Here is a 20,629-nt window from a genome sequence, read left to right as displayed (position 1 = left end):
GGCGCCGACTGCTACCAATCGATTGATGCGCTGATCGCTGTAGACGAGGCTTGCTTGCGAGTCTTCGACGCGGGCTGCGCAAAGATCGTTCAGAGCATGCATGAGGTCGACGTGTCAGACGCAGCAGATAACGACATCCTGAGGCTGGAAGAGATCGGCAAGCGCTTCCCGGGCGTCGTGGCGCTCAAGGATGTCTCGATGCGGATCGGCCGCGGCAAGGGCCATGTTCTCCTTGGCGAGAACGGCGCCGGAAAGTCGACCCTGATCAATCTGCTTGGCGGCGTCTTCCGGCCGGACGACGGTCATATCCTATTCGACGGCAAGCCGTATCATCCGGCCTCGCCCCTCGAGGCCTTCAAGGCCGGCATCCGTGTCATTCACCAGGAACTGCACCCGCTTTCCAATCTGACGGTTGCCGAAAACCTGCTGTTCGAGCATCTGCCGCGCCGATACGGCCTGGTGAACTACAAGGCGATGAACGCCAGGGCGGCGGAACTCCTGGAAGAGGTCGGCCTCGACGTCGCTCCGACGACGCTGGCAAGCCGCCTCAGCGTCGCGCAGCTGCAGCTGGTCGAGATCGCCAAGGCGCTTTGTTACGAAAGTAAGCTTCTCGTTCTCGACGAACCGACGGCGACCCTGACTTCCAAGGAGGTTGATCGTCTCTTCGAAATTCTGAAGCGGCTGAAGCGGCGCGGCGTCACCACGCTCTATATCTCGCACCGGCTGGAGGAAATCTTCGAGGTCGGCGACGATGTGACGGTGCTGCGCGACGGCCAGCATGTGATCACCCGGCCGCTCCCCGGACTTGAGATCCCCGACATCGTCGAGCTGATGGTCGGACGCAAGCTTGCGGATCACGGCATATTCAAAGGCGACAGCACCCTATCCGGCGAGGCGCTCGGTGTCTCCGGCCTGAAGGTGACGCGCAACAGTCCGGAACTGTCCTTTTCCGTCGCAAAAGGCGAAATCGTCGGCATTGCCGGCCTCGTCGGCAGCGGCCGCACCGAGGCGGTTCGGGCCCTCTTCGGCGCCGACGTCAAGGCTGCTGGCGAAATCCGCCTGAATGGCGAGCCGGTCGAGATCAATTCGCCCAAAGATGCCGTTGCCGCCGGGCTCTGCCTTGCCACCGAAGACCGCAAGATGCAGGGCCTGATGCTCGACATGAGCTGCGCCGAAAATTCCACCATCACCGATCTCGCCAAGATCTCCCGCAACGGCCTGATCATGGGCAAGGTGGAGGACGATCACGCGCAGCGCCTGGTGCGCGAGCTCCGGATCAAGACCCCTTCCATCCATCAGGCCGTCAGAACCTTTTCCGGCGGCAATCAGCAGAAGGTCGTCATCGCCAAATGGCTGTTCCGCGGCCCGAAGGTGCTGATCTTCGATGAGCCGACCCGCGGTATCGATGTCGGCGCCAAGGCCGAGATCTATGAGCTTCTGTGGAAGTTTGCCGCCGAAGGAAAAGGTGTTCTGGTCGTATCCTCCGATCTGCCGGAGCTGATCGGAATTTGCCATCGCATCATCGTCTTTTCCGACGGAAAGATCTCCGGCGAAATACCGCGGGAACAATTTGACGAGAGCAGGATCCTTTCGCTCGCCTACAAGGAGTACAGCCGTGTCCGCCAGCATTGAAAAACAGACCGAGGCGAAAGAGGCACGCTTCTGGGACAAGCTCATCCGGATCTCGATGAAGGAGGCGGGCGTCGCCATCGCCCTCGTCCTGATCCTGGCGTTTTTCTCGGCGACGGCGCCGTATTTTGCCACGCCGGAGAACTTCCTGAAGATCTTCGTGCAGATCGCCATCAACACGGTGCTCGCTTCGGGCATGACCTACGTCATCCTCGTCGGCGGCATCGATCTTTCCGTCGGCTCGCTGCTTGCTCTCTGCACGGTGATCGGCGCCACGATCATGATCGATCCGCGGCTTTCTCCGTGGCAGGCGATCGTGCTGGCCTCGCTGGCGTCGATGGGCACCGGTGCCATCCTCGGCGCTGTCAATGGCTGGATCTGCGAGAAGTGGAAGCTTCCGTCCTTCATCGTCACCCTCGGCATGCTGAACGTCGCAAGCGGCCTGGCCCGCGTCGTCAGCGACAATTCCACGATCACGGGCCTGCCGCAGCCTTTCGTCGATTTCGGCAACCTGATCTTCTGGGGCGTCTTTCCTTCGATCTTCCTGATTGCGATCGTCGTCGTCCTCATCGGCTGGTTCGTGCTGCGTTACACCGTCTTCGGCCGCTTCGTCTTCGCGATCGGCACCAATGAAGAGGCCGTGCGGCTGTCGGGGCACGCGCCGAAAAAATACAAAATCGCCGTCTTCACGATCTCAGGCCTGACGGCAGGCATTGCCGCCATGGTCTATCTGCTGCGCCTCAATGTCGGCAGCCCGGTCGCCGGCATTGGCTACGAGCTGAACGCCATCGCCGCGGTCATCATCGGCGGCACAAGCCTTTCCGGCGGCAAGGGCTCGATCATCGGCACGCTGGTCGGCGCCTGCATTCTGCAGGTCCTGTCGACGGGGTTGCAGCTGCTCGGCGCCGACGACAACATCAAGCCGATCGTCATCGGCGCCGTCATCGTCCTTGCCGTCATTCTCGACAGCTATCGCGGCCGGCTGATGCGGATCTTGGAAACGCGAAGCCCTTGATTGGCCGTTGCGTTTGATACCGGGCCGACCTACATCTGTCCGGCATTCAGCGAGGGACGGAAATGGCCAAGATTACCAATGTAGCGGTCCAGATGGATCATGTCGCCGGCATCAATATTGCGGGCGATTCCACCTTCGCCATGAGCCTGGAAGCCCAGGCGCGCAGCTACAGGCTGTTCCATTACACGCCTGAGCGCCTGAGCTTCCGCGACGGCAAGCTCTTTGCCAGCGTCGAGCCGATGCTGCTGCGCGACGTCAAGGGCGATCATTTCGAACTCGGCGCGCCCGAGCGCGTCGATCTCTCCACCATGGATGTCGTGCTGCTGCGCCAGGACCCGCCCTTCGACATGGCCTATATCACCTCGACGCATCTGCTCGAGCGCATCCATCCAAAGACGCTCGTCGTCAACGACCCGGCCTGGGTGCGCAATTCGCCGGAAAAAATCTTCGTCACCGAATTTTCCGACCTGATGCCGAACACGCTGATCACCAAGGATGCAGCCGAAATCCGCCGCTTCCGCGACGAGATGGGCGATATCATCCTGAAGCCGCTCTACGGCAATGGCGGCGCCGGCGTCTTCCACTCCACTCGCGACGACCGTAACCTCTCCTCGCTGCTGGAAATGTTCGGCCAGCTGTTCCGCGAGCCCTTCATCGCCCAGCAATACCTGCCCGACGTGCGCAAAGGCGACAAACGCATCATCCTAGTCGACGGCGAATTCGCCGGCGCGATCAACCGCGTTCCGGCCGAGCATGACAGCCGTTCCAACATGCATGTCGGCGGCCGCGCCGAGGCGACCGAGCTGACGCCGCGCGAGAAGCAAATCTGCGAACGCATCGGCCCGGCGCTGAGGGAACGCGGCTTCCTGCTCGTCGGCATCGACGTGATCGGCGATTACATGACCGAGATCAACGTCACCTCGCCGACAGGCATTCGCGAGGTCAAGAAGTTCGGCGGCGCCGATATCGCAAGCCTGCTTTGGGATGCGATCGAGCGCAAGCGCGGCTGAGGCTTCCGGCGGCAGCCGGAAACGCGGGCATGACCGGATGCAACCGAAGTCACTTGACGCATCCGAATATGTTCCGCGACTGTTCTTGTTTTATTCTTGTTTCCATGCAAGATTGCAACCGCTGGCCTGAAAGGCCGCAGGGCGGTAAGTAGAGTTTGCTGGGCAAGGGGTAGGCGGATGGTCGCGCGCGTCAGTACGGTTGCATTTCAGGGTATCGAAGGCGTGCCGGTCGAGGTCCAGGTCATGATTGCGCCCGGTAAGGTCGGAATGCAGATCGTCGGCCTGCCTGACAAGGCCGTTGCCGAAAGCCGCGAGCGCGTGCAGGCGGCCCTGCATGCCTCCGGCCTGGCGCTGCCGGCAAAACGGGTGACCGTCAATCTGGCGCCTGCCGATCTGCCGAAGGAAGGCTCGCACTTCGACCTTCCGATCGCGCTCGCCTTAATGGCCGCACTCGGCGCCATTCCCGCCGATGCTCTGTCGGATTTTGTCGTCGTCGGCGAGCTCAATCTCGACGGAACGATCGCTGCCATCGCCGGCGCGCTGCCGGCCGCGATCGGCGCCAATGCCCTCGGCAAGGGGCTGATCTGCCCGGCCGAAAGCGGAGCGGAAGCCGCCTGGGCCGGTGCCGACGTCGATATTCTTGCACCCCGCAGCCTGATTGCCCTTGCCAATCATTTCCGCGGCACCCAGGTGCTCTCCCGGCCGGAGCCGTCCATCCGCGCCAACGCCGCCAACCTGCCCGACCTCGCCGAGATCAAGGGCCAGGAGAGCGCCAAGCGCGCGCTTGAGGTCGCGGCCGCCGGCGGCCATAATCTGCTGATGGTCGGGCCTCCCGGCTCCGGCAAATCGATGCTGGCGGCAAGGCTACCCTCCATCCTGCCACCGCTTTCGGCGGCCGAGCTGCTCGAGGTGTCGATGGTCCATTCGATCGCCGGCCAGCTCACCGGCGGCAAGCTTTCCGATCGCCGGCCTTTCCGCACCCCGCACCATTCCGCCACCATGGCGGCCCTCGTCGGCGGCGGCTTGCGCGCCCGGCCTGGCGAAGCCTCGCTTGCCCATCACGGCGTGCTTTTCCTCGACGAGTTTCCCGAGTTCACGCCGCAGGCGCTCGATGCGCTCCGCCAGCCGCTCGAAGGCGGCGAATGCGTCATCGCCCGCGCCAATCACCGCGTCTCCTATCCGGCGAAATTCCAGCTGATCGCGGCGATGAACCCCTGCCGCTGCGGCATGGCCGGCGAACCCGGTCACACTTGCGCCCGCGGCCCGCGCTGCATGAGCGATTACCAGGCCCGCATTTCCGGTCCGCTGATGGACCGCATCGATATCCGCATCGACGTGCCCGCCGTCTCCGCCGCCGATCTGATCCGGCCGATGGCCGCCGAGGCCAGCGCCGACGTCGCCCGCCGCGTCGCCCGCGCCCGCGAAATCCAGCAGGAACGTTTCGAAGCCGCCGGCGCCAAGGGCATCGGCACCAACGCCCGCTGCTCGACCGCGATGATCGAAAAACTCGCCGAACCCGACGCTGGCGGCCTGCAGCTCCTGCGGGACGCCGCCGAAAAAATGAAATTCTCCGCCCGCGGCTACCACCGCGTCCTCAAGGTCGCCCGCACGCTGGCCGACCTCGACGATAAGCCGACGGTCGGCCGAATGCATTTGGCCGAAGCCATTTCCTATCGTATCGCCGGGGAGAGGCTGACGGCGGCGGCATAGGACGGAGGTAAATCACTGGGCTGCCAGTCGCCGAAATTGCACGTGTAGGCGGTTCTTCGGTTTCTCCGGGGAATTATGAATAGACCGAAAGAAGGCAGGCTATGCAGGGGATTGAGTTGTCCCGTCGATTTTACGCAGACATCGTCAGGCCCTGGTTGGCTCAGGTCGCGCCGGAACTTCCCCATTCAGCGGCGTTAATTGGATATGGATCGGAACTGCTTGGTCTGGATGATGAGGTCTCCAGGGACCATAACTGGGGGCCCAGGGTTCATATCTTCCTGAGCATCGACAGCTTCAACGACTATGCCCGACGATTGGTTGGTGAGTTCACCAAGGTGGCACCCAGCAGCTACCTTGGCGAGCCGATAGGATGGCGTAGCCGTCCGCATGCTCCTGCCGATGGCCCAGAGGCCGTTGGTGCCATCGAGCACGGGCTTGAGTTCCACACGCTGGAAGCCAAGCTCGAAGAGCATTTCGCCGTTCGCTCCGTTGAAAATCTAACGTCTCTTCAGTGGCTTGGATTTGCCGAGCAGAAGCTTCTCGCGTTCACGACGGGGGCGGTATTTCACGATGATGATGGGGAATTGCAGAATGCCCGTGAACGCATGGACTATTTCCCCGACGACGTGTGGCTGTACAAGATTGCATGTCAGTGGCGACGGATCGCCGAAGAACAAGCATTTGTCGGTCGAGCGGGTCAGGTTGGAGATGATCTTGGTTCGCGGATTGTCGCCGGCCGGCTTATACGCGACGTGATGAGAATGGGATTTCTGCTAGAGCGCCGGTACGCGCCCTATGCGAAATGGCTTGGAACCAGCTTTGCAAAACTCCCGATTTCAGATCGCCTCATGCCGCATCTGGAGCAAGCGGTTCTTGCGGGCGAGTGGAGCAAGCGAGGAAACGCACTCGCCTCGGCATATGTTGAGCTGGCGCACCGGCAAAATGAGCTGGGGATCGCCAACTTCGAGCCTGTCGTTGGTCCATATCACGACCGGCCATTTATGACGATCAACGCTGAGGATGCAGTTGCAAGCACCGCCGCGGCAATTGCAGATACACGCATTCAAAAGCTGCCAATTCTCGGATCGCTCGATCAGGTCAGCGATCTCACGCCACTTCTGGAAAATGCTTCTCTTTCGCAGCGCGTAGTGCGGCAACTGTTGAGCTAGACGCGCAGACTTTAAGAAAAGGGGCGCCGAAGCGCCCCGCTGCTCTCGATGATGATGGCGGGACAGCTGATACTCAGCTCCCGAGCCCTTCAAACAGCGCCGTAGAGAGATAACGCTCCGCAAAGGATGGAATGATCACCACGATGTTCTTCCCCGCATTCTCCGGACGGCTGCCGACCTTGATCGCGGCCGTCAGCGCCGCACCCGAGGAGATGCCGACGGGCACGCCTTCGAGCCGGGCGACCAGCCGTGCCTGTTCGAATGCCTCATCGTTGCTCACGGTGACGACCTCGTCATAGATGCCGGTATCGAGGATTTTTGGGGCGAAGCCGGCGCCGATGCCTTGGATCTTGTGCGGGCCGGGATTGCCGCCGGAGAGGATCGGAGAATCGGCGGGCTCGACGGCGATGATCTGGACTTCGGGCTTGCGGCTTTTCAGCACCTGGCCGACGCCGGTGATGGTGCCGCCGGTGCCGATGCCGGAGACGACGATATCGACCGTGCCGTCTGTGTCGTTCCAGATTTCTTCGGCCGTCGTCTGGCGATGGATTTCGGGATTGGCGGGATTTTCGAATTGCTGCGGAATGATGGCGTCGGGAAGCGACTCCGCCAGTTCTTCCGCCTTGGCGATGGCGCCCTTCATGCCCTTCGGTCCTTCGGTCAGCACCAGTTCGGCGCCGAGCAGCACCAGCATCTTGCGGCGCTCGACCGACATGGTCTCCGGCATGGTGAGGATCAGACGGTAGCCCTTGGCGGCGGCGGCAAAAGCCAGCGCGATGCCCGTATTGCCCGAGGTCGGCTCGATCAGCACCGTCTTGCCGGGGGTGATCTTGCCTTGGGCTTCCAGGCTCTCGATCATCGCCACGCCGATGCGGTCCTTGACGGAGGCGATCGGGTTGAAGAATTCGAGCTTGCCGATCAGGTTTGCCACCACGCCCTTTTCCCGCGCCAGCTTGTCGAAGCGCACGAGTGGCGTATTGCCGATGGTCTCGGTGATCGAGGAATAGATGCGGCCGCGGCCGGGCTTGTGCGACATGGTGCTCTCCCTTTTGAAATGCGGTTCTGAAATTGAGGAAGAGAATAGGGTCAAAGCGCGCGTGAGGCCAGACCGCGTTCACGCCGGGGCAGCCGGCCGCGGAGAAAAAAACCTTTGAAAACCGTTTCTTGGCGGATGTTTATTTCAGGCCGCCCGCGTGGCGATGAAGGCAGCCGTGCCGGCGAGGATGCCTGCCGCCACCCGGTTCAGCGCCTGCAATGCGCGCGGCTGTCTCAGCATCGTGCGGGCGCGTGAGGCGAGCAGCATATAGGGCACCAGCACGGCGATCAGCACCACGAAGGTCGCGGCGAGCAGCATGGCATAGTCGGCGAGCCCGATATTGCCGATGTCGATCAGCGTGGGCGCGAGCGCGACATAGAAGAGCATCGTCTTCGGATTGCCGAGCGTTACCAGCAAGCCGGAAAGGAAGGACATGCCGATATTGCTGGACTTGCCTGCGGCGATATCATGCGGCAGCAGCCCTGCCGTCCACAGCTTCCAGGCGATATAGCCGAGATAGAGCGCGCCGGCGATCTTGATTGCGATGAACACCTCGGTGAAGGTCTGCGCCACAAAGGCAAGGCCGAGAATAACGGCCGTGAGATAGATCATGTCGCCGAGCACGAGGCCGAGGCCCATGAAGAAAGTCTCGCGGAAATTCGAGCCGAGGGCGCGGGCGACGATCGCGGTAATTCCGGGTCCCGGGATGGCGGCTGCGATGAACAGCGTTCCGGCATAGGCAAGCAAGGCGGCAAGGCTCATGTGTGGGCTCCCTCTTCCCAGCCGTTTTATATCCGCCAAGCCTTGCCATCAATCGACCGGCGTTGATGGGTCCATCACCAGAAGAAATGCCTGCCGCCGCGTGCCTGCCCGCTTGTGGTCAGCTCTGAAGCGCTCTTGGCCGCAGCCATCGCGGCGCCCAGCCGAGATTCATGCCGGCGGCAGCCAAAAGAATGACGGCGGCGCCTACGATCTGCATCGGCTGCAGCGCGTGGCCGAAGGCCAGCCGGTCGACGAGGATCGCGGCGATCGGATAGAGGAAGGAGAGAGCCCCGGTCAGATGCGTCGGCAGCCGCTGGATGGCGCCGTAGAGCAGCACATACATCAGGCCGGTATGGACGACGCCGATGGAAACCAGGATCGCCCAGCTTCCGGCATCCGCGGGCGATTGCGAAAAATCCGTCATCGGCGCCAGCATCAGCATGCCGGTCGCGACCTGGATCAGCGCGATCAGATGCGGCGGCGTGCCTTTCAGCCATTTCGCGGCAAGCGCTGCCAGCGCGTAGAAGAAGGCGGCGCCGAGCGCCATCAGGATGCCGAGGCCGTAGCTCTCGAACGTATCGCCGCTTCCGCCCGGTTTTGCCTGAACGATCGCCATCATGCCGGCAAAGGCGAGCGCCAGCCAGAACAGTTTGGCGGCGGTGATCTTCTCGCCGAGAAACAGCGCGCCAAGCACCAGCAGCATGAAGGGCTGGGTGTTGTAGACGGTCGTGGCGATCGAGATCGTCGCATGCGAATAGGAAGCGAAGAGCAGCAGCCAATTGACGACGATGGCGATGCCGCCGAGGACGGCGATGGCGAAGGTGCGCGGCGTGAGGATGCCCGGCCGCAGCAGCCCGAGGGCGCCGCAGATAACGAGCAGGGTGAGCGCGCCGAACAGGCAGCGCCAGAAAACCACGCCGCTCACCGGCTGGCCCGACATGACGACGAACCAGCCGATCGTGCCCGAGATCAGCATCGCTGCCGTCATCTCAGCCGTGCCTCTTTTGATGTCGCCGCTCATGATCGCCTCCGTTTTTGCTGAGGTGATAATATTGCGGCGTTGGGCAAAATTATATAATTATAAAAACGAAGTTCGCCGATACGACCTAATAATAAAAAGAGAATTCATTGTCATGCCTAACGATATCCAGCCGCTAGATGAAATCGACCAGGCCATTCTGGAGGCGCTGGCCGGCAACTCCCGGATATCGCTGAAGGAGCTGGCACAGCAGGTGGGGCTTTCCTCGCCAAGCGCTGCCGAGCGCCTGCGCCGGCTGGAGGAGCGCGGCGTCATCAAGGCCTTCACCATCGATCTCGATCCCGCCGCCGTCGGTTATCCCCTGCAGGCGATCGTCCGCGTGCGGCCGCTGCCGGGGCAGCTGCATTTCGTCGAACGGCTCATTCAGGAAATTCCTGAAATCGTCGAATGCGACAAGGTGACCGGCGAGGATTGTTTTATCGCCCGCCTGGTCATCCGCTCGATGGCGGAACTCGACGGCCTCCTGGACAGGGTCGCCGAACGCGCCGAGACCAACACCGCGATGATTAAAGCCTCGCCCGTCAAGCGCCGCCTGCCGCCGTTGTCGCGCGGGAAATAGATCGGCGAAACGGCTAGAAATCCGCCATCGGCGAGAGCATCGCCGGAAAATGCGGAGCGTCGTCACCGAGCCCGCGCAGCATCAGCGTCGTTCCGCTTTCAAAGGGCTGCGGAGCGCCCGTCCAGTCGAGCTTATCGGGACGGAAGAGGACCTCGACGGTGGCCGAGGCAATGTCGAGCCCGCCGAGGATCGCGGCGAGCGACGGGATTTCCGCTGCCACGACATCGAGAAGGCTGAAGCGGCCTGTCCCATCCATCTTCCAGGCGACGACTGCCTGGCAGTCTTCCAGAAAGCTGACGCGGACATCGGGATCAAGCTGGGTGTTGATGAGAAACATCGCAGCATTCCTTGCCACCGAGAGCGTCGTCGAAACCGGGCTGCGTGCTTTCAGCAGCAATTGCAGCAGGGCAAAATCCTCCGCATCCGCCGGCAAAAGCGGCCGGGCGGCTGTGGCGTCAATCGCGGGGGCGGGGGCCGTTCCCACATATCGGTGCAGCGGCATCGCGCGAAAACCGTAAGGCTCATAGAGCGACGGTTTATCGGTGTAGAGGACGACGGCTTCGAAGCCCTGCCGCTCGCACCAGTCGAGCGCCTTCGCCGTCAGATCGCGATAAAGTCCGCGGCCGCGCCACGGCGGCCGCACCGCACCCGATTGCAGCCCGGCGGCATGGACGATCCGGCCGTTGAGGGCAAAGGGCAGCGCAAAGGCCGTGAGATTGGCTGCAAGCTCGCCCTTGGCGTCAAACCAGCCGAACGGCATGCTTGAGGCATCGGGGCCGCCAAGCTGTTGCAGCGGACCGATGTCGATGCCGAAAATATCCTGGAGCAGGCGGACAAGAGCCGCCCATCCGGCAGCATCGCCGAAATAGTCCTGCCGGAAGGTCAGGCCGGTGCTGTCGAGGCGATTTGCCATTACAATATGTCTCGCAAAAGCTTGCCGCGGTCCAGGATAACGACATGTAAAAAACAAAGGACGGAAGCGCATCTGCTTGAACCAAGATTGATGCGACGCGCTTTAAATCCGCCATTGACGGTATACCGCAAGAAAATGCGCGGCGACCTCGGCCAATCCCCCAGGGCCTACTTTCTTTCGCCGAGAACGCCTTTCAGACATTTCCCAAGTTGATCTTTTTTATCGATGAGCGATCGGCATTCATGAATGGCATATGCCGCCGCCATTTCAGCGTTCATCCGGAAGCCGGGGATTCTGCCCGGAGTGAAAGTCGCGGCAGCACCCCCAAAAAGATCTCTGAGCCCGACCGATCGCATTACCACTGCGTAAAGGCAGCCGACTGGATTGATATCGCGGTCGACGACGGCGTTAATAGCCGGAAATCCTTTTCGGCGCTCGTGATAGCATTCCAACGTGTCCGGTTTGCTTCGAAGCGCATCTACATCATGAACTGCTATTTGGCCCAGTTTTGCGAGCTTGAGCGCATCACGATCAACAAATACATCGACGGTCTGGGTATTTGAAGGTCGATTCTGATCGCCGAAAGGGACATATGGCGTTCCGACTGAATAATCTATCGATTGGCCGGCATCAAAATTGATACGAATGTCCGCATACGCCATGACCGCAGAAAACGCGCGCAAAAACTCGAGCTGCAGAGCTTGAATATCGCTCCTCTCCATGCCTTTCGCATTGAGGACGATGTTCATCTCGATGGTTTTGTCGATGTCGAGAATCGGCACTGTCGATTTCGCCATGGCAAATGCGACGATCTGTTCCACAGATAAAGATGAGCGAATCGACTGGAGCTTGGTTGAATCAATCGCAAGCGCTGGCGCCGCAATCAGCGCTGCCGCTAGACCGATAACCACGCCCCATGGCGCCCTCTTGAATAGCATATGGCCCCCACAAACGGTGCTCATCGATCGTTCGGTTGCTTCACTGTTCTAAGCCGTCATCACACGCCAGTGGAGCCGAAGCCGCCGGCGCCACGCGCGGTTTCGCTTGCCGCGGTGATCTCCGCCACCCGCGCCTGGGTCACCCGCGCGATCACCATCTGGGCGATGCGCATGCCGCGCTCGACGGTGAAGGCTTCCTCGCCGAGATTGGCAAGCAGCACCTTCACTTCGCCGCGATAGTCGCTGTCGACGGTGCCGGGTGAATTGAGGCAGGTGATGCCGTGTTTGAAGGCAAGGCCGGAGCGCGGACGCACCTGACCTTCGAACCCTTCGGGGATTTCGAAGATGAAGCCGGTCGGCACCAGCGCCCGCTTGCCGGGCAGAAGCGTCAGCGGCGCATCCGTGTCGACGGCGGCGCGCAGGTCCATGCCGGCCGCCCCCTTGCTTTCATAGGCGGGCAGCTCGAGGCCTTCGCCATTGGCCAGCCGGATGAGGTTCAGCGTCGGGCGTGTGTCATGATGAATGGTCATGGCCCATTACTTTGCGCAGCGAAGGCCGGGGTCAATTGCAATCTCGGCCTTTAATCGTTAGATACGCCGCAATTCCACAGGATTCACACCATGGCCGAAAGTCTCGCCGAGGCGGTCTCCCGCCGCCGCACATTCGCTATTATCGCACACCCGGACGCGGGTAAGACGACGCTCACCGAAAAACTGCTGCTGTTCGGCGGTGCCATTCAGCTCGCCGGCGAAGTCAAGGCGAAGAAGGACCGCATGCAGACGCGTTCCGACTGGATGAAAATCGAGCGCGAACGCGGCATCTCCGTCGTCACCTCGGTGATGACCTTCGAATATAACGACAATGTATTCAACATCCTCGACACGCCGGGCCACGAGGATTTCGCCGACGACACCTATCGCACCCTGACGGCGGTCGACGCCGCCGTCATGGTCATCGATGCCGCCAAGGGCATCGAGCCGCGCACGCTGAAGCTCTTCGAAGTCTGCCGCATGCGCGATATCCCGATCATCACCTTCATCAACAAGATGGACCGCGAAAGCCGCGACCCCTTCGAGATCCTCGACGAGGTGGAAGAGAAGCTGGCGCTGGATACGGCGCCGATCACCTGGCCGATCGGCCGCTCGAAGACCTTCTGCGGCTCCTATCATCTCGCCAACAGCACCGCCCGTGGTTCCGATACGGAAGTGGAGACCACGCCGGTTAATGGCCCGCAGGCCGTTGCCGGCAAGCTGCCGGAAAACGAGCGCCAGGCTTTCATCGACGAGACCGAGCTCGCCATCGAGGCCTGCCGGCCCTTCGACCGCGACTCCTTCCTCGAAGGCCATATGACGCCTGTTTTCTTCGGCTCGGCGCTGCGCAATTTCGGTGTTCGCGATCTGATCAACGCGCTTGGCGAATTCGCGCCGCCGCCGCGCGACCAGGTCGCCGATACCAGGACGGTGCATGCGACCGATGACAAGATGACGGCCTTCGTCTTCAAGATCCAGGCCAACATGGATCCCAACCACCGCGACCGCATCGCCTTTGCCCGCATCTGCTCCGGCAAGCTCGAACGCGGCATGAAGGCGCGGCTCGCCCGCACCGGCAAGCAGCTCGGCTTGACGGCGCCGCAATTCTTCTTCGCCTCGCAGCGCCAGCTCGCCGACACCGCCTATGCCGGTGATGTCGTCGGCATTCCCAACCATGGGACGCTGCGCATCGGCGACACCCTGACCGAAGGTGAATCGCTGGTCTTCCAGGGCGTGCCGAATTTCTCGCCGGAGATCCTGCGCCGCGTGCGCCTCGAAGATGCGATGAAGGCGAAAAAGCTCAAGGAAGCCCTGCAGCAGATGGCTGAGGAAGGCGTCGTTCAGCTGTTTTCGCCGGAAGACGGCTCGCCCGCGATCGTCGGCGTCGTCGGCGCCCTGCAGCTCGACGTCTTGAAGGAGCGGCTGATGGCCGAATACGGCCTGCCGGTCTCCTTCGAAATGTCGCGTTTCTCCGTCTGCCGCTGGATCTCCGCCGACCAGCCGGCGGATCTCGAAAAATTCCTGACCGTCAAGCGCGGCGATATCGCCCGCGATCTCGACGGCGATCCCGTCTTCCTCGCCCAGGATAGTTTCTCGCTGCGTTACGAGGCGGAGCGCTATCCGGCGATCAAGATGGTCGCCATCAAGGAATATCACGCCGCCAAGGCGGCGTGATCATCATCCGGCCAGCCGTTTCGCCAGGAAATCGACGACGGCGCGAACCGCCGGCAGTTGGCCCCGCCTGTGCGGCATCAGGATCGTCGTGTCGATACTGCCGGCCGTCCAATCCGGCAGCACTCTCATCATCCGCCCGCCGGCCAGCGCCTTTCGGCAGACGGATGTCGGCAGGCAGGTAATGCCGAGCCCGGCTGCGGCCGCTTCCATCAGGACTTGCGGCTCGTCTGCGGCCATCAGTTGCTGGAGGATGGCAGGACCATCAGTGAAAGCATGGCGATCCTCCATCATATAGCCGCACGCGGCATCGGCAGCGGTCAAAGCTTTGCGCAGGGCTCGGAGGATTTCGATCGCCTGAACCAGATGCTTGCCTGCCTCAACACCAGTTTCTTCGGCGCCTTCGCCCCGCTCTGGCATGCGGTGGAACATCCGCTGGAACCGGGTGCAAAGCAGGCTTTGACGGCCTATGGCATAGCCGCGGTCGAGCAGGCGCATCACAAGCTGGAGCGCCTGCTCAATGGGCGGGAATGGCTCCTCGGCGACGGGCCGAGCCTGGTGGAGGCCTATTTCGTCGGGATCGCCCGCTGAAACGATTTCCATAAGGTCGTGGATCGCCGCCAATTTCCAAGTCTGAACCGTCTCTATGAGCGCATGCAGCGGGAACCGGCCGTGCGTTTCGCGCATGCAATCGAGCATCGGCAGGAGAGGAGAAGCAGCGGCGCTTTCCTCGGTGAAATCGATCTGGCTGAAGCGCTCGGCCTGTTGAAATCGGCAGCCTGAACACATGGCCGTCGCGCTCTTGTGGTGCGACGGTCACTTGCCGTTCAGCCAGCCGCGATGATCTCGATTTCGACCAGCCAGTCGTCGCGCAGCGTTTCGACGATGATGGTAGTGGTTGGCACCGCGCGACCGTTCAGCGCCCGAAGACGCGCATTCTGGTTCGCCTCCATCGAGGCGCCGTCCCTGAGGTAACTCGTCAGCCGCACGATATTGTCCACCGTCATCTGTGCGGAGGCGAGGATGGCGCGCAGATTGGACCAGACGAGCTCTAGCTGCCCTTCGAGATCGGCCGCCGCTATCCCATGTTGGTCGAGACCCATCGTGCCGCTGACGAAGAGCAGCCGGGACGGATGGCGGATCTCCAGCGCATGGATGTAATCAGGGCTCGCCGCATAGATCCCTTTTGCCGGATTGCGGGCCATCATCTCCATGACCTTTCTCCTTTTTCCGAATATTCTGTCGAATAACGCCAATATCGGCGATTATTCTTCGTCTGAAAGGAGATTTTGCCGAATGGGAAAAAATACAGAAAATCTTCGGCAGAAGCGTTCGCAGCAGCCGGCCATCGATGCCTTCGACCGAAAGATATTAGCCGAACTCGCCGCCGACAGCAGCCAGAGCTATGCCAGGCTCGGCCAAGCGGTCGGACTGTCCGCGCCGGCCGTGCATGAACGCGTGCGCCGCCTTCGGCAATCGGGCATCATCAAGGGCGTGCATGCCGCGCTGGATGGAGCAGCCCTCGGCAGGCCGCTTCTTGCCTTCGTGCATGTCGAGGCGGCGGGCTGGGGCAAGAGCGAGCGGCTGATGCAGGTCCTACAATTTCCAGAGGTCGAGGAGATGCATTCGGTCGCGGGCGATGCCAGCGTTCTCTTCAAGGTGCGCACCGCGAGCCCGCAAGCATTGGAAGCTTTCCTGGGACAGATCCATGCCGTTCCCGGTGTCACCGGCACCCGCAGCTATATCGCGCTATCCACCTATCTGGAGCGTCCGGTTCAGGCCGGGGTCACCGAGACCTGGCCGGAGGTGCTTCTGCCGGAACCGAGCAGCTAGCCGATGCCGTGCTTCTCAAGAAGCGCCTGCTCATCGCCTGATACCCAGCCGAACACTTTTGCCTCGGCGCTCAGTTTCTGCACGAGGTAATGGACATCGAAATCTATGGCCGTGTCTGCTCGATCCTTACGGGCATAGATCGCCGTCCAGGCGACAAGGGTCAGGCAATGATGTTCATCTATCGGGGAGATACGGATATCGCGGATCCGCATCTCCTTCGTCCCCATTGCGCGGTAGCGAGCGTATCCTTGCTCCATGACCTGCTTGAGCTGATCGTCATTTTTCCCTGTCATGACGCCGGCCGGCGAGGCCGCGATGAATTCCGAGGCATACAGCGATGCGACCTCATCCATGTCAACGCCGCTGCCGAGGGATCTGTTGAAAAAGTTTTCGTATCGCTGGAATAACTTCCTTACCGCGGTCTTCATCAGTCGCTCTCCTCGATTGCAGCCTGATGTCTCGGATCAATCCTCGCCATCGAACCGTGGCAGCGGCTCGATAGTCTCCACCCAAGGCAAGGCTGAGCGGCACCAGATCTGTTTTCTGGGCGCCAGCTCCCGCCGCTGATCGATGCCGCCGAGGCGGATGCCGACCGCGCCGCCGTCGTCATCCGTGCGGTAGAGGGGCGATCCGCAATTCGGGCAGAAGAATTGCCGGCTGAGGCCGCCGCTGTCGCCATATTTGGCGTAGCCTTTCGGCTCGCCCGATATCAGGCTGAAACTTCCCGGCCGCGCCGGCGCCGTGACGCGATAGGCCGAGCCGGTCAGCCGCTGGCAATCCGTGCAGTGGCAGATCGAGACCCGCTCTGGATCGATCTCTGCCAGATAGCGGATTGCCCCGCAGTGGCATCCTCCTGATATATGCATCGGCAGTTCCTCAATCCGCCGGCTGAGCGAGCGGACGCGCGGCGTAGAAGGCTTTCGCATCCGCCGTGAAGGCGGCCCGTTGATCGGCTCTGGTGTAGAACATGTGGCCGCCGCGATAGAGTTTCAGCCCGACGCGGCCGCCGGCGAGCGACGGCGGCAGATGATCGACGACATAGCGGCTGACGCTGTAAGGCGTCACCACATCGCTGTAGCCATGCGCGATCAGGAGATGGAAGGCCGTATTCGAGGCGAGCAGTTGCCTGACGTCGTCGGTAGCGCTTGCCTGGAAGCGCGATCCGCCGCGCCCGCCGCCCCATTCCCAGCGCCGGCTGATATCGCCGTCGAGCAGCGAATAGGTCATTTCGGTCTTGAAGCCGAGTTCGCTGCGGGCATAGTCGGCGAAAGCGCCGCCATAGGCCCGGGTAAAGCCGTCGAGAATGGCGTCGTCCCCGCGGTCGTAGTCCGATTCCGGATAGGGGTCGGGGGCTGCGAAGGAGGCGTCGTATGAGCTCATCACCTCGCCGCTTCCCGCATCCGAGTGCTTGACGAAGGAATTGCCGAGGAAGCCTCGGTTGCGGGTGACGATGTCCTGAGGAATGCCGGTCAATCGCGAGACCCTGCCGTAGAAGGTGTCAGCGTCAGCGCCTGTCGGCGGCGGGCCGGCCAGTGTCGTCAGGTAGTCGCCAAGCGCGAAGGTCTCGGCCTCGCGCTGCTTCTCTTCGGCGAAGGCGTTCTCTCGATCGAGTTTGGCCGCAGCCAGCGATGGCAACTCCAGTGCGGCGCCGAGCGCGAACTGATCGGCATTGAACATCAGCTGGCCTTCGAGCAAGGGCGAAAGCATCACCGCGCCGGCGATGATGATGCCCTGGCTTTCCTGCAGCGCCGAGGCGACCTTGGCTGCACGGAAGCCGCCATAACTTTCACCGAGAAGATATTTCGGCGAATTGGAGCGGTTGTTGTGGGCGATATAGAGCGCGATCGCCTTGGCAATGCTCTGGGCGTCGGCATTGACGCTGTAATAATTGGAGGCATCGTCGGCCTTCACCGTCCGGCTCCAGCCGGTGCCGATTGGATCGATGAGCACGAGATCGGTGAAATCGAGCCAGCTTTGCGCGTTGTCGACGAGCTTGGCATTGGCGCCGTCGCGGCCCTGCGGCCCGAAATCGAGCACTTTCGGTCCGACCAGTCCGAGATGCAGGAAGGCGGAGGCCGCCCCCGGCCCGCCATTGAAGGCAAAGGTCAGCGGCCGATCCCGCCCACCGTCCTTCGCGACATAGGCGGTATAGAAGATCGCGCCGGTCTGGGCGCCGTCCTGGCCGAAGAGATCGAGCGTACCGGCGGTCGCGGTATAGGCGATCGTCCGCGCACCGATCGTCAGCGTATGCTCCGTGACGGAATTGGCCGGCAGCAGCTTCAGCACGCCGTCGCGCGCGCCGCGCTCGACATTCGCTTGGCGTTCGCCGCCTTCCTGTGCCGAAGAAAAAGCAGGGGGCAGCGACGTCAAAAGCACGGTGAGCAGAAACAGGGTTCGTATGCGCACGACTTGTCCTCCGGGAAATCCAGGCGGAGATAGCGTAGCACCCGCGGCCGGCGACCGGCATCAAGAGAAGGTGATGGGCGAGTGACTGCGGAAGCGAGCGAGCGGCTCAGGGTGCATTCTCAACCGCATGCACATTCACTTCCAACGCCCGGCCGGCCTTCCAGCCATTGATTGCCGCGCCGAGCCCGAGCGCGACGAAAAGAAGAGCGCACCAGGAAAAGCTTCCGGTCCAGCCGCGGACGAGGCCGACGACCAGCGGACCGATGGCCGCAAGCAGGTAGCCGACGCATTGGGCCATGCCGGAGAGATGGGCGGCGACATCGGGATCGCGCGAGCGCAGTACGATCGTCGTCATCGCTGCCGCGATCAGCCCGCCCTGGCCGATGCCCTGCAGCACCGCCCATAGCCAGACGGTCGAAAGCGGCGCGAAGAGCAGGCCGAGCAGGGCGGTGACGGCGACGCCGCAGAGGCCCGCATTAATCAGCCGCTGGTCTTTGCCGCGCACGGCGATATGCGGCACGATAAGGCAGGACGCCGCCTGAACCATCACCGACATGGAAACGATCGCCCCGGCGGTGACGCCGTCGATCCCGCGTTCGCGCAAGATCGGCACCAGCCAGCCGAAGACGCAATAGGCGAGCGCCGATTGCAGCCCCATGAACAGAGTGACCTGCCAGGCGAGCCGGTCCCGCCAGAGACCTTCGACGCGAAAGCCGTTTCGCCTCGGCTGGCCGCCGCTGCGAAGGACCTGCGGCAGCCAGATCAGGCCGACGACGAGCGCCGGCAGCGCCCAGGCGGCGAGCGCGCCCTCCAGCGAGCCGCCGAGCACGTGCTCGATCGGCAGCGTCAGGCCGGCCGCGCTTGCGGCGCCCGCGCAGAGTGCCATCGTATAAAAGCCGGTCATCAGCGCGGCTTGTGCGGGGAAATCCCGCTTCACCAGCCCCGGCAGGAGCACGTTGCCGATGGCGATGCAGGCGCCCGCCAGAGCGGTGCCGATGAAGAGCAGCGGCACGGACGAAAGCCCGCGCAAAGCCGTGCCGAGGGCGAGAAGCAGGATGACGCCGAGCAGCGTGCGTTCGGAACCGATGCGCTGGGCAAGGCGCGGCGCCAGCGGCGAAAAGGCGCCGAGACAGACGACCGGCAGCGTCGTCAGCAGGCTGGCGCCAAGCCCGGTGAGACCGAGTTCGGCGCGGATCTCAGGCAGGAGTGCGGAGGCGCTGGAGAAGACCGGACGCAGGTTGAAGGCGATCAGCACGAGGCTGGCGCCGAGCAGAAAGCGATCCGCAGCGCCCCGCACCGGTGTCGCCCGCGGCGGCGGAAGGCTGCCGGCCTCGGCATCGATCAGCAGGTCGTCGGCAGGGTCGAGTGTGTCTATGGCTTGGTTGGACGGTGTGTTCATGACAGGATCATCCGGTCGAGTGCGGCAAGAACCGGCGCCATGAAGCGGCGCACTGCCCAGTCCGCCTTGTCGGGATCGCCGGTTTCGATCGCGTCGACAATACGGGCATGCGCCTGCATGTCGGGCTCGGGAATATCCTTGCCGAGCGTCGCCGCGATGGTGTCGGCGATCGAAGCCGAGAAGAAATCATAGATCTCGATCATCGCGCGGTTGCCGGAGGCGGCGATGACCGCTTTGTGGAAGGCGAGGTCGCGCTGGATGAAGGCGGCCTCGCCGCCGCCGGCATAGCTGCCGCGTTCGTCAAGCAGCCCACGGAGCCCGGCCACCGTCTCCGGCGTCTTGCGCGCCGCTGCCAGCCGGGCTGCCTCGACATCGAGCGCCAGGCGCGCTTCGAACTGGTCGCGCAGGCTGGCGCGGCGCGCCATCGTCAGCGGCCGGCCGGCATCGCTGGTCGAGCGCACATAGGTTCCCGAACCCTGCCGGGTTTCGAGATAACCCTGGGAGACGAGCACCCGCACCGCCTCGCGCACCGTACCGCGGCTGACGGAAAGCATGGCGGACAGCGAGGCCTCGTTCGGCAGCTTGTCGCCGACCGCCCAGCGCTTGCCGAGAATGTCGCTGCGGATCGCCTCGATCGCCTCGTCGGCGAGGTTGGTCTTGCTGAGCGCCTGCATCTTCTACTCATAAAGTCATCTGATGACTTTATGAGTAGACAGATTTCGATCTTCCGTCAACAGGATGAAGAGCAGGCAATAAAAAAGGGCCGCCTCGGCGACCCTTTCCATGAGTTTGGCCTCATACTGGCCTGGACTGTCGATGCAGCCCCAGGAAGGCGGGTATTAGAGCGAGGGCTGCCTCGCTTTCATCACCTCTTCCATGCCCGTTACGAGGTCCGAAATCTCATTAGACATTGGATCACCTTCCTTTCGTTCTGTTGCTGATAGACCAAAGGTAGGCTGATTCTTTTCAGATGCAAGTAGAAATCCACAGATGCGCCGCCTCGATACCTG

The 20,629-nt window shown here is 62.4% G+C and carries 20 protein-coding genes and 2 pseudogenes; 9 read left to right on the top strand and 13 right to left on the bottom strand.

Features of this window, described 5'->3' with window-relative positions; translation table 11 throughout:
• The first annotated feature begins 96 nt into the window (after positions 1-96).
• The 5 genes from ATY77_RS11535 to ATY77_RS11515 all read left to right on the top strand — a co-directional run bounded on the left by ATY77_RS11535 (position 97) and on the right by ATY77_RS11515 (position 6,533).
• Positions 97-1,632, top strand: a complete 1,536-nt coding sequence (locus ATY77_RS11535; protein WP_088687435.1) for a sugar ABC transporter ATP-binding protein — start codon at positions 97-99, stop codon at positions 1,630-1,632.
• Positions 1,616-2,644 carry an ABC transporter permease gene (locus tag ATY77_RS11530; RefSeq protein ID WP_088687413.1) on the top strand — a complete coding sequence of 343 codons (1,029 nt, stop codon included), beginning with the start codon at positions 1,616-1,618 and terminating at the stop codon, positions 2,642-2,644. Before ATY77_RS11535 ends, ATY77_RS11530 begins: the two co-directional genes overlap by 17 nt.
• Positions 2,645-2,706: 62 nt before the next feature.
• Positions 2,707-3,654, top strand: a complete 948-nt coding sequence (gene gshB / locus ATY77_RS11525; RefSeq protein ID WP_088687412.1) for a glutathione synthase — start codon at positions 2,707-2,709, stop codon at positions 3,652-3,654.
• 177 nt (positions 3,655-3,831) lie between these two features.
• Positions 3,832-5,364 carry a YifB family Mg chelatase-like AAA ATPase gene (locus ATY77_RS11520; RefSeq protein WP_088687411.1) on the top strand — a complete coding sequence of 511 codons (1,533 nt, stop codon included), beginning with the start codon at positions 3,832-3,834 and terminating at the stop codon, positions 5,362-5,364.
• A gap of 101 nt (positions 5,365-5,465) precedes the next feature.
• A complete protein-coding gene (locus ATY77_RS11515; protein ID WP_088687410.1) occupies positions 5,466-6,533 on the top strand; it encodes a DUF4037 domain-containing protein in 1,068 nt (355 codons plus the stop codon).
• A 73-nt stretch (positions 6,534-6,606) separates the two neighbouring features.
• On the opposite strand, the gene cysK is transcribed toward ATY77_RS11515, so the two are convergent.
• The 3 genes from cysK to ATY77_RS11500 all read right to left on the bottom strand — a co-directional run bounded on the left by cysK (position 6,607) and on the right by ATY77_RS11500 (position 9,352).
• Complete coding sequence (gene cysK / locus ATY77_RS11510) at positions 6,607-7,569, bottom strand: cysteine synthase A (protein WP_088687409.1); 963 nt, start codon at positions 7,567-7,569, stop codon at positions 6,607-6,609.
• A gap of 144 nt (positions 7,570-7,713) precedes the next feature.
• Positions 7,714-8,331 (bottom strand): LysE family translocator, encoded by a 618-nt coding sequence (locus ATY77_RS11505; RefSeq protein WP_088687408.1) that lies wholly within the window; start codon positions 8,329-8,331, stop codon positions 7,714-7,716.
• A gap of 118 nt (positions 8,332-8,449) precedes the next feature.
• Positions 8,450-9,352 carry a DMT family transporter gene (locus tag ATY77_RS11500; protein ID WP_088687407.1) on the bottom strand — a complete coding sequence of 301 codons (903 nt, stop codon included), beginning with the start codon at positions 9,350-9,352 and terminating at the stop codon, positions 8,450-8,452.
• A gap of 112 nt (positions 9,353-9,464) precedes the next feature.
• Between ATY77_RS11500 and ATY77_RS11495 the strand changes: the two genes are divergently transcribed.
• Complete coding sequence (locus ATY77_RS11495) at positions 9,465-9,929, top strand: Lrp/AsnC family transcriptional regulator (protein ID WP_088687406.1); 465 nt, start codon at positions 9,465-9,467, stop codon at positions 9,927-9,929.
• A gap of 13 nt (positions 9,930-9,942) precedes the next feature.
• Here ATY77_RS11495 and ATY77_RS11490 read toward each other — a convergent pair whose 3' ends face one another.
• From ATY77_RS11490 to dut, 3 genes are all read right to left on the bottom strand, one after another.
• Positions 9,943-10,842 carry a GNAT family N-acetyltransferase gene (locus ATY77_RS11490; RefSeq protein WP_088687405.1) on the bottom strand — a complete coding sequence of 300 codons (900 nt, stop codon included), beginning with the start codon at positions 10,840-10,842 and terminating at the stop codon, positions 9,943-9,945.
• 167 nt (positions 10,843-11,009) lie between these two features.
• Positions 11,010-11,780: a hypothetical protein gene (locus ATY77_RS11485; RefSeq protein WP_190237621.1), complete on the bottom strand. Its 771-nt coding sequence runs from the start codon at positions 11,778-11,780 to the stop codon at positions 11,010-11,012.
• Positions 11,781-11,839: 59 nt separating this feature from the next.
• On the bottom strand, positions 11,840-12,310 hold the full coding sequence (dut, locus tag ATY77_RS11480) for a dUTP diphosphatase (protein WP_088687403.1): 471 nt from the start codon (positions 12,308-12,310) through the stop codon (positions 11,840-11,842).
• Positions 12,311-12,400: 90 nt separating this feature from the next.
• Here dut and ATY77_RS11475 point away from each other — a divergent pair, with 90 nt between their 5' ends.
• Positions 12,401-13,984, top strand: a complete 1,584-nt coding sequence (locus ATY77_RS11475) for a peptide chain release factor 3 (RefSeq protein WP_088687402.1) — start codon at positions 12,401-12,403, stop codon at positions 13,982-13,984.
• 3 nt (positions 13,985-13,987) lie between these two features.
• Here the strand turns inward: ATY77_RS11475 and ATY77_RS11470 are convergent.
• Positions 13,988-14,224: pseudogene (locus tag ATY77_RS11470) on the bottom strand (LysR substrate-binding domain-containing protein); the annotation flags it as partial.
• On the opposite strand from ATY77_RS11470, the pseudogene ATY77_RS11465 reads away from it, so the two are divergent.
• Positions 14,225-14,764: pseudogene (locus tag ATY77_RS11465) on the top strand (glutathione S-transferase family protein); the annotation flags it as partial.
• A gap of 44 nt (positions 14,765-14,808) precedes the next feature.
• Here ATY77_RS11465 and ATY77_RS11460 read toward each other — a convergent pair.
• Positions 14,809-15,195, bottom strand: a complete 387-nt coding sequence (locus ATY77_RS11460) for a RidA family protein (RefSeq protein ID WP_088687401.1) — start codon at positions 15,193-15,195, stop codon at positions 14,809-14,811.
• A gap of 82 nt (positions 15,196-15,277) precedes the next feature.
• Here ATY77_RS11460 and ATY77_RS11455 point away from each other — a divergent pair, with 82 nt between their 5' ends.
• Entirely contained in the window at positions 15,278-15,814 is a 537-nt protein-coding gene (locus tag ATY77_RS11455) for an Lrp/AsnC family transcriptional regulator (protein ID WP_088687400.1), read from the top strand.
• On the opposite strand, the gene ATY77_RS11450 is transcribed toward ATY77_RS11455, so the two are convergent.
• The 5 genes from ATY77_RS11450 to ATY77_RS11430 all read right to left on the bottom strand — a co-directional run bounded on the left by ATY77_RS11450 (position 15,811) and on the right by ATY77_RS11430 (position 20,293).
• The gene (locus ATY77_RS11450; RefSeq protein WP_088687399.1) at positions 15,811-16,242 is read right to left on the bottom strand and encodes a hypothetical protein; all 432 of its coding nucleotides are present in this window, start codon (positions 16,240-16,242) and stop codon (positions 15,811-15,813) included. The two genes, ATY77_RS11455 and ATY77_RS11450, sit on opposite strands and share 4 nt — an antisense overlap.
• Before the next feature lie 36 nt (positions 16,243-16,278).
• Positions 16,279-16,680 (bottom strand): GFA family protein, encoded by a 402-nt coding sequence (locus ATY77_RS11445; RefSeq protein WP_088687398.1) that lies wholly within the window; start codon positions 16,678-16,680, stop codon positions 16,279-16,281.
• Positions 16,681-16,690: 10 nt separating this feature from the next.
• Positions 16,691-18,220 (bottom strand): carboxypeptidase, encoded by a 1,530-nt coding sequence (locus ATY77_RS11440; RefSeq protein ID WP_088687397.1) that lies wholly within the window; start codon positions 18,218-18,220, stop codon positions 16,691-16,693.
• A gap of 106 nt (positions 18,221-18,326) precedes the next feature.
• On the bottom strand, positions 18,327-19,619 hold the full coding sequence (locus tag ATY77_RS11435) for an MFS transporter (protein ID WP_088687396.1): 1,293 nt from the start codon (positions 19,617-19,619) through the stop codon (positions 18,327-18,329).
• A complete protein-coding gene (locus ATY77_RS11430) occupies positions 19,616-20,293 on the bottom strand; it encodes a FadR/GntR family transcriptional regulator (RefSeq protein ID WP_088687395.1) in 678 nt (225 codons plus the stop codon). Before ATY77_RS11430 ends, ATY77_RS11435 begins: the two co-directional genes overlap by 4 nt.
• Positions 20,294-20,629 lie beyond the last annotated feature (336 nt).

It is taken from the genome of Rhizobium sp. R634 (assembly GCF_002211305.1).
Classification (GTDB): domain Bacteria; phylum Pseudomonadota; class Alphaproteobacteria; order Rhizobiales; family Rhizobiaceae; genus Rhizobium.
This window is presented reverse-complemented; position numbering and strand designations above follow the sequence as displayed.